At 48.1% G+C, this 7,808-nt stretch carries 10 protein-coding genes and 1 pseudogene; 8 read left to right on the top strand and 3 right to left on the bottom strand.

The features are described 5' to 3' along the window. Positions 1-238: pseudogene (locus KDK17_RS06125) on the top strand (ABC transporter ATP-binding protein); the annotation flags it as partial. Between the two features lie 88 nt (positions 239-326). On the opposite strand, the gene KDK17_RS06120 reads toward KDK17_RS06125, so the two are convergent. Next, entirely contained in the window at positions 327-560 is a 234-nt protein-coding gene (locus KDK17_RS06120; protein WP_257275442.1) for a cell division protein ZapB, read from the bottom strand. Positions 561-1,072: 512 nt separating this feature from the next. Here KDK17_RS06120 and KDK17_RS06115 point away from each other — a divergent pair. The 7 genes from KDK17_RS06115 to KDK17_RS06085 all read left to right on the top strand — a co-directional run bounded on the left by KDK17_RS06115 (position 1,073) and on the right by KDK17_RS06085 (position 6,254). Continuing rightward, positions 1,073-1,300 (top strand): hypothetical protein, encoded by a 228-nt coding sequence (locus KDK17_RS06115; protein WP_257275441.1) that lies wholly within the window; start codon positions 1,073-1,075, stop codon positions 1,298-1,300. A gap of 444 nt (positions 1,301-1,744) precedes the next feature. Next, complete coding sequence (locus tag KDK17_RS06110) at positions 1,745-2,902, top strand: homoserine O-acetyltransferase (RefSeq protein ID WP_257281291.1); 1,158 nt, start codon at positions 1,745-1,747, stop codon at positions 2,900-2,902. Continuing rightward, positions 2,899-3,501 (top strand): methionine biosynthesis protein MetW, encoded by a 603-nt coding sequence (gene metW / locus KDK17_RS06105; RefSeq protein WP_257281292.1) that lies wholly within the window; start codon positions 2,899-2,901, stop codon positions 3,499-3,501. The genes KDK17_RS06110 and metW overlap by 4 nt, the downstream gene beginning before the upstream one ends. A gap of 4 nt (positions 3,502-3,505) precedes the next feature. Further along, positions 3,506-3,982, top strand: coding sequence for a DUF4426 domain-containing protein (locus tag KDK17_RS06100; RefSeq protein WP_257281293.1), 477 nt, complete (start codon positions 3,506-3,508; stop codon positions 3,980-3,982). Next, positions 3,979-4,623 (top strand): XTP/dITP diphosphatase, encoded by a 645-nt coding sequence (locus tag KDK17_RS06095; protein ID WP_257281294.1) that lies wholly within the window; start codon positions 3,979-3,981, stop codon positions 4,621-4,623. Before KDK17_RS06100 ends, KDK17_RS06095 begins: the two co-directional genes overlap by 4 nt. Positions 4,624-4,699: 76 nt before the next feature. After that, the gene (gene hemW, locus KDK17_RS06090; RefSeq protein ID WP_257281295.1) at positions 4,700-5,839 is read left to right on the top strand and encodes a radical SAM family heme chaperone HemW; all 1,140 of its coding nucleotides are present in this window, start codon (positions 4,700-4,702) and stop codon (positions 5,837-5,839) included. Positions 5,840-5,921: 82 nt separating this feature from the next. Then, complete coding sequence (locus KDK17_RS06085) at positions 5,922-6,254, top strand: DUF3392 family protein (protein ID WP_257287600.1); 333 nt, start codon at positions 5,922-5,924, stop codon at positions 6,252-6,254. Between the two features lie 47 nt (positions 6,255-6,301). Here KDK17_RS06085 and trmB read toward each other — a convergent pair whose 3' ends face one another. Both trmB and KDK17_RS06075 read right to left on the bottom strand, forming a co-directional pair. Continuing rightward, positions 6,302-7,018, bottom strand: a complete 717-nt coding sequence (gene trmB / locus KDK17_RS06080) for a tRNA (guanosine(46)-N7)-methyltransferase TrmB (protein ID WP_257287599.1) — start codon at positions 7,016-7,018, stop codon at positions 6,302-6,304. 186 nt (positions 7,019-7,204) lie between these two features. Beyond that, positions 7,205-7,808, bottom strand: a 604-nt coding sequence (locus tag KDK17_RS06075) for a hypothetical protein (protein ID WP_257287598.1), incomplete at its 5' end; no start/stop codon positions are given.

Below are 7,808 nucleotides of genomic sequence, written 5' to 3'. Positions count from 1 at the left end.
TATGAAAAAGAAAGTGGATTCTCTGGAGCAAAAACTGGAGAAGTTGCAATCGTTGCTGGTTGAGGTTGAATCTGAACTGGCCAGTCCGGAGCTCTATGAAAGTGCAGAAAAAGAACGTTTGAAATTATTGCTCGATCAACAGACTCGATATAAGAAGGGCATCGCGGAAACCGAAGAAGAGTGGATTGAAGCGCTGGAGCAACTTGAAGCAATGGAAAGCGGATCATTCTCCGCCTGATGACAATCAGGCGGTAGAAACTGCCTGGCAGCTAAAGAGCAGGAGCTTCATTCCCGAAGCATGGGCCATGAACCTGATTTATGACCTTTTATGCCTGCTCGTATGCCACATCTTCAGCTTCATCGGATACGCTGTCCAGTTTGCCTAACAGAGTACCCACCCTGTCGCTCCAGGAACTTAATTCCTGTTTCAGATGAGTGTTTTCGTCTTCCAGACGGTTATTGGTTGAACGCAATTCCTCAAGCTCCATTCGAGTGAGCTCAAGTTTGTCGATCAGGTTTTGAAGCTTGTTTTCAAGTTGGCTTAAGGATTCAATGGACATAGTTGTTACTTTTTCACCGGGAAATAGTTCGGACGAAATCAGCCTGTCTGTAACAGATAGCTGCCTGCCTATTCTAACGAAGCAGCAGTTTGGCAGGCTTCTGTGCAGTTAAGGGTGACTTTTACACTGGCTCTACGATAGCACATACTTCAGGCTAAGTTCAGATAAGTTACTTATATGCAGGCTATACTTGCGAAGTAATTACACAAGAATGAGGGTGATAGGCGAATGTTTATGACTCTGTTCTGAAGTGAATCTATCGTTTCAGAAATGCTTTGAAAACGACGAGCATCGCTTACCGGTTGAACAGTCTGCTACCGACTCATTACTTCCCTTTTCCTGATCCATCTCTAATGTCGGTGCAGCGGGACAACCTTCACGGTAATAAAGGTCGCTGGTGTGGCTCACAGGAATTTTACTGAAGTCATTCAGGAATCTTGATGCTTTTCAGAATTGCACAGGACAGCCAAAGATCCTGTGTAATAGAGGTGGAATGCCTCAAGGAGTTTTGCATGAGCGAAACGACACTACCCGACGCAACAATTGTCTCTGTTCTCAATGTCGAGGATGAAGCGATGAGGGCTTTTTACATCTCCCTGACCTGTAATCAGAGCGTCGACGAATACATTCAAGATCAGCATCTTTACTTTTCTTCACGTCAGGTAGAAGGTGTTTTCCTGAGTCATCTGCTGGCTTTGACGGAGTTGGCTCTGGACCGTTGTTTTCTGCTTAGCCACTAAAGAACCTGAGGTCTTGAGTCAGTATTTATTTTTTAATGGCTATTTTCTATTTCAGAAAAAGAGATTTCATCTTCATGGGGATGAAGTCATTTTTATTGAAAATGACACCTGCAATGAAGTATCAAACCAGGAATTTGATGTGATGAGTGTTGTTTCACTGAACTCACTCTTGCGATCTCCGGCTTGCATACTGACAAGTATCCATCAAATAGATACACTCCCCCGTTCTGAGGTTGCCGCAAAAGTGCTGCGCTATGCTCGCAACTTTTGCAGCAGCCTCTACCGATTGTGAATGCAGATTGGGTTTCCAGGTTAACTGTGTTCGTCTGATGATCATGCATGCCGATGGACAATCCGTGGAAAGCACCATGAGTAAAAGAACAGTTTTTCATCACTCGACGTGCTGAAAAGTGTTTCACGGTAACAAGTGATAGATAGGTAACTATGCCAGAAACTATTCCCCCTGACTCGGTGGGCCTGGTCGAACCCGAAACGGTTCATTTTGATCGGCCCCTTCGGCTAAGTTGTGGTCAAACCCTGAACGAATATGACCTGGTAATTGAAACCTATGGTGAGCTGAATACCGAAAAGAATAATGGTGTTTTGATTTGCCACGCGCTCAGTGGCCATCACCATGCAGCCGGTTATCACACCATGGAAGACCGTAAGCCTGGCTGGTGGGATAACTTTATTGGTCCCGGCAAGCCTCTGGATACCAATCACTTCTTTGTTGTCAGTCTGAACAATCTCGGGGGTTGTCATGGCAGCACAGGCCCGATCAGTATCAACCCACAAACTGGCAAACTCTACGGTTCTGATTTTCCCATACTGACTGTGGAAGATTGGGTCGAGAGCCAGGCCAGACTGGCAGATCATCTGGGTATTCGACAATGGGCTGCGGTGGTGGGTGGCAGTCTTGGCGGCATGCAAACGCTTTACTGGTCTATGGCTTATCCTGAACGTCTGCGTCATGCTGTAGTCATTGCCTCTGCACCGAAACTGTCGGCACAGAATATTGCCTTCAATGAAGTGGCCCGTCAGGCCATTCGCTCCGATGAAAACTTTCGGGATGGCCAATATCTTGAAGAGGGAACGCTACCCAAGAGCGGCCTGGGATTAGCCAGGATGGTAGGCCACATCACCTATCTGTCCGATGATGCCATGGGACAGAAGTTTGGCCGTGAACTCAAGAGTGGGGAGTACAGTTTCGATTATGGCGCTCAGTTCCAGGTAGAGAGCTATCTCCGCTATCAGGGGGAACACTTCTCTGGCAGCTTTGATGCCAACACCTATCTGCTGATGACCCGGGCACTGGATTATTTTGATCCGGCCCGGAAGTTTAATGATGATCTTGCTCAGGCCCTGTCTCCAGCCAAAGCACACTTTTTGCTGGTTTCATTCACTACCGACTGGCGTTTCTCCCCGGAGCGTTCCAGAGAGATTACCGATGCACTCCTGAAGGCGGGCAAGCAGGTCTCTTACATGGAAGTGGATGCTCCCCAGGGGCACGATGCATTCCTGATGAACATTCCCCGATATGTGAATGCCATTTCGGGCTATATGAAACGAGTCGCTGTCGAGTGCAAAGAGGCTGCTGTATGAGTAACCGTGTTGATTTTGCCATTATCAGTGACTGGATTGACCAGGGCAGTCGGGTTCTTGATCTGGCCTGCGGTGAAGGCACTCTGCTGGCAGACCTGGGCAAAAACAAGCAGGTTCGGGGTTATGGGCTGGAGATTAATCCACAGAATATTCAGAACTGTATTGAAAGTGGCGTGAACGTTCTTGAGCAAAACATTGACCAGGGGTTGGACAATTTTGGCGATCAAAGTTTTGATACCGTGGTGATGACTCAAGCTCTACAGGCCTTGCAGTTTCCCCATTTAGCACTCGATGAAATGCTGAGAGTGGGCCGGGAGTGCATTGTTACCTTCCCGAATTTTGGTCACTGGCGTTGCCGTTGGTATCTGGCTACCAAAGGTAGAATGCCGGTATCCAAATTTATGCCTTATACCTGGTATGACACACCTAATATACACTTCTGCACGTTTAAGGATTTTGAAGATCTTTGCCATCAGAAAAAGCTGAAGATCATTAATCGTATGGTAACAGATAGCGCCAACAGGGGAGGCTGGAGAACCCGCCTGCTGCCCAACCTGATGGGAGAAGTGGCTATCTATCATCTGACTCGAGGAGAGTGAAGTCATGGCTTGTGTAAGGCTGTTCAGTCTACTGTTGGCGCTGGCCGTTTTTTCGGGGGCCCATGCTGCCCCGGTACCCGAAGCCCGTGTCATGAATGACAAACCGGCCCGGTTTGGCGACTATGAAGTGTATTACAGTGCATTCCCCAGCACCTTTATTCAGCCTGACATAGCCAAGACTTATGACCTGGAGCGCGGGCCAAAAAATGGCTTGGTCAATATGGTTGTCCGAAACGTCAGGGACAGTGAGGAAGGCAAGGCAGTAAAAGCCTCTTTTGATGGCAAAACCGCCAACCTTCTGGGTCAGCAGTCAGCGCTGAAATTCAAGGAAATCAGGGAAGGTGATGCCATCTATTATCTGGCAGGTTTCCGGTTCAGTAATGAAGAAATGCTAAAATTCACCATCAAAGTACACCCTGAAGGCGCCAGTCAGAGTCATACCATTCAGTTCAGCCAGAAATTTTACGAGGGTGGCCAGTGAAGTCATTGGTAAAAAAAGAGCTAAAGCAAGAGCCAAAGCAAGAGCCAAAGAAAGTAGTATTGGCCAGTGGTAATCAGGGCAAGCTGAAGGAGCTTCAGCAGATGCTCTCAGGGCTGGATTTTGAAGTATTGGCTCAAAGTGAGTTCAGCCTAGGTTCTGTTGAGGAAACAGGGCTGACCTTTGTAGAAAACGCTTTGATCAAGGCCAGAAATGCGGCAAAAATCACAGGTCTTGCAGCCATTGCTGATGACTCCGGGATTGAAGTGGATGCCCTGAATGGCCAGCCAGGTATTTACTCGGCACGATTTGCCGGTGAAGAGGCCACCGATAGAGAGAACAATCAGAAGCTCTTGCAGAGACTGGAAGGATTGCCCAAAGAGCAAAGAACCGCTCGTTTTCACAGTGTACTGGTCTACATGCGCCATGCAGAAGACCCCACTCCTCTGATATGTCATGGAAGCTGGGAGGGCTACATCCTGGAGGCACCTTCTGGTGATCGGGGTTTTGGTTATGATCCTCTTTTTTATGTGCCTGATCAGAACTGTGCAGCGGCTGAACTCAGTCGGGAACAGAAAAACAGCATCAGCCACCGGGCAAAAGCCATGACACAGCTTTTGAAGCAGTTGAAGCAACGCCTCTGACAGACGCATGTTACTTTTTCTCAATGCGGCCGGTGATGACACCTGGTCGCTTTAATCACTTGGCCTGATTCTCAATATGCTCGAACTTCCTCCATTGAGCCTTTACGTGCACATTCCCTGGTGTGTCAAAAAATGCCCTTACTGTGACTTCAACTCCCATGCGCTCAGCGATGGTATTCCAGAAGACGCTTATATCGATGCCCTGTTAACAGACTTTGACAGTGAAGTGAATACTCTCCAGGGAAGAGCGCTTAATACGATTTTCTTCGGTGGCGGTACCCCCAGTTTGATGTCTGCCAGAGGTTTTGATCGTTTTCTCTGTGAGCTGGAAAAGAGAATCCGTTTCTCGCCGGATATTGAAATCACCATGGAAGCCAACCCCGGGACCTATGAACATGACCGGTTCAAAGATTATCGAAAAGCCGGTATCAACCGATTGTCATTGGGGGTTCAGAGTTTTCAGGACGAAAAGCTCAAGACGCTGGGTCGTATTCACAGTTCAGATGAAGCGCGCAAGGCGATTGAGTCCCTGAGGGGGATGGGCTTTGACAACTTCAATATTGATCTGATGCACGGACTGCCCGGCCAGAGCATTCAGGACGGTCTGTCAGATCTGAAGAAAGCAATTGCACTGGAACCGACTCATATTTCCTGGTACCAGCTCACCATTGAACCCAATACGGTTTTCTATTCAAAACCTCCGGTCTTACCCGAGGACGATACCCTCTGGTCCATTCAGGAAAAAGGGTGGGATTTACTGGCAGAGGCAGGCTATCAGCAGTACGAGATTTCAGCCTATAGTCGTCCCGGCAGACAGGCAAAACATAATTTGAACTATTGGCAGTTTGGTGACTATATCGGCATTGGTGCGGGGGCTCATGGCAAGATGACCCAGCAGGAGATGGGCAGAATTTATCGAAACTGGAAAACCAGAATGCCCTCAGACTATCTGGCAGCGGATAAACCCTTTGAAGCGGGCAGTAGAATATTGAATGAGGATGATCTGCCGATTGAGTTTATGATGAATGTTCTGCGTCTTAACCAGGGGGTTGATCACTCATTGTTTCAGCAAAGAACCGGAATGGCCTACTCAGACATAGACGTTCAATGTCAGCAAGCGATTCAAAAAGGTTTGCTCGAGCAGGATCGATTACAGCCAACGAAACAGGGACGACTCTTTTTGAATGATCTGCTGGCTCTGTTTACTGATGGATGATGTTCCCACTCAATTAGCGACTGGACGCCATTTTCTGGAATCTGTTGGGAACTGTATCCTTACTCAAAACGAAGGGTGAACTATGGAATGGATAACAGACAACATTATTTTTCTGTCAAAGTTGGCTCGTGAGCATCTTGATGTTATCGCTATGGCCCTGACAGCGGTAGCAGTGGCCTTTGTGGGACGTTTTATTGCCTCATGGAGCACTGATTGGATGAACCGGCTCCATGCCGCAGTGAGAATTCCTGCAAGAGCTGTTTTGAATCTCGTCCTGTTTGGTGCGATCTTTTATTTTGCGCCTCAATGGCTCGGCAACTTACTGGGCTACTTCAATCATTACACTCTCGCTCCGGTATTGCTGGTGATCACAATCTGTGTCGGGATATTGTCGGAGAAGCTGGGGCGTTGCTAAGAGGAGCAAAGCGATTGAAACTCTGCCCCTTCCGGATGGGGTAAGATTTATTCTGTTCTCTCGAACAGCAGATCCCAAACTCCGTGACCCAGTCTTTGACCGCGCTTTTCAAACTTGGTCAGCGGTCTGAAGTCTGGCCTTGGTGCATACTGACTTTTACCTTCCTGATTTTTAAAACCTTCAGCGGCCGTCATGACTTCCATCATCTGTTCAGCATAGTTTTCCCAGTCTGTGGCCAGATGGATAACACCACCCAGAGCCAGTTTCGGTCTGATGGCTGCAATAAATTTGGGTTGAACCAGGCGACGCTTGTGATGACGCTTTTTGTGCCAGGGGTCAGGGAAATAAATCTGAACTCTGGACAGGCTGCCATCGGCTATGCATTCACGAAGCACTTCAACAGCATCGTCACAATAGCTGCGAACATTGGTAACACCTGCCAGCCGGGATTCATTCAACAGGCTGCCAACCCCCGGGCGATGCACTTCAATACCGATAAAATTCTTGTCGCTCTCGGCTTTTGCCATGGCAACCAGAGACAGACCCATGCCGTAGCCGATTTCCAGTACGACAGGTGCCTCCCGACCAAAGACTTCACGGATGTTTAATGGACCGTCTTCCTTTTGCAGGCCCCACTTGTCCCAGCATTCATCCCAGCCACGACGCTGCCCTGTGGTCATACGACCAGTGCGCAGGACAAAACTTTTTATTTCTCGACGTTTAGTCGCATCGGGGCTGTGATCAGGTTCAACTGGGTCGGTCATAAAAGGCACATAGTCTGCAAATGAAAAAGTCGGCGTAAGATACCTAAACTGCGTTAACTTGGAAACCTTCAGCTGTCGGATTCAGTTTTGCGTTTTGTTGTTCTCACAGGCAGGTTTTAAGTATCTTGCCTGTTGTCATGCCGGGAACGCCAGCATAAATGCTGCCAGGAATCTTCTGGTTGTCGGTTATTTACGTTTTTCTAAGGGTAGTAATTCAGAGGTTTCCATTTTTGATCCGGGTGGTTGTCTTTTGAACCACTTCAAGGCTACGAGAACTGCAACCGTTGCAACCATCACAGAGCCCACTGCAATAGGCGCAACTCCCCAATCAGGAAGGACCGCAGACAATCCGGCAGATGATGAAGCAGCACGGGATTTTGGATTGTTATAGCTTTCAAGAGCCAGAACGATTTCTTGCATCTGTACCTGCCGACTATCCTCCTCAATATCTGTATTTTCAAAGGCCAGATAGACTTTTTTACCCACAAATACCGGATGCATAGACTTTGCCGCCGCAGGTTTAATAGTGGTGTCGAAACGATGGACATTGACCTGATCTTCGTAGGTCAACACGGACAGTCGTCCATCGCTGTTGTAAATAATGGCGTACAGGTAATCTTCCGTTGCCATCAGCCTGACGGTCGCAAATGAACCTGGTGTGAGGGAAGGTAAATCAACCCTGTCGTCAATCATATAAGCACTGTCCATCTGTCCATTGTCAGTGGCGAACCGGCGAATAGAAAGTGTTTCTTCCCCAGGGCTGAATACGGCAACGAAGGCCTGATCTTCT

Origin of the sequence: Endozoicomonas sp. SESOKO2 (assembly GCF_024606245.1) — a bacterium.
Taxonomy (GTDB): domain Bacteria; phylum Pseudomonadota; class Gammaproteobacteria; order Pseudomonadales; family Endozoicomonadaceae; genus Endozoicomonas_A.
The sequence above is the reverse complement of the archived record's forward strand: the minus strand, read 5'-3'. Positions and strand labels throughout refer to the sequence as shown.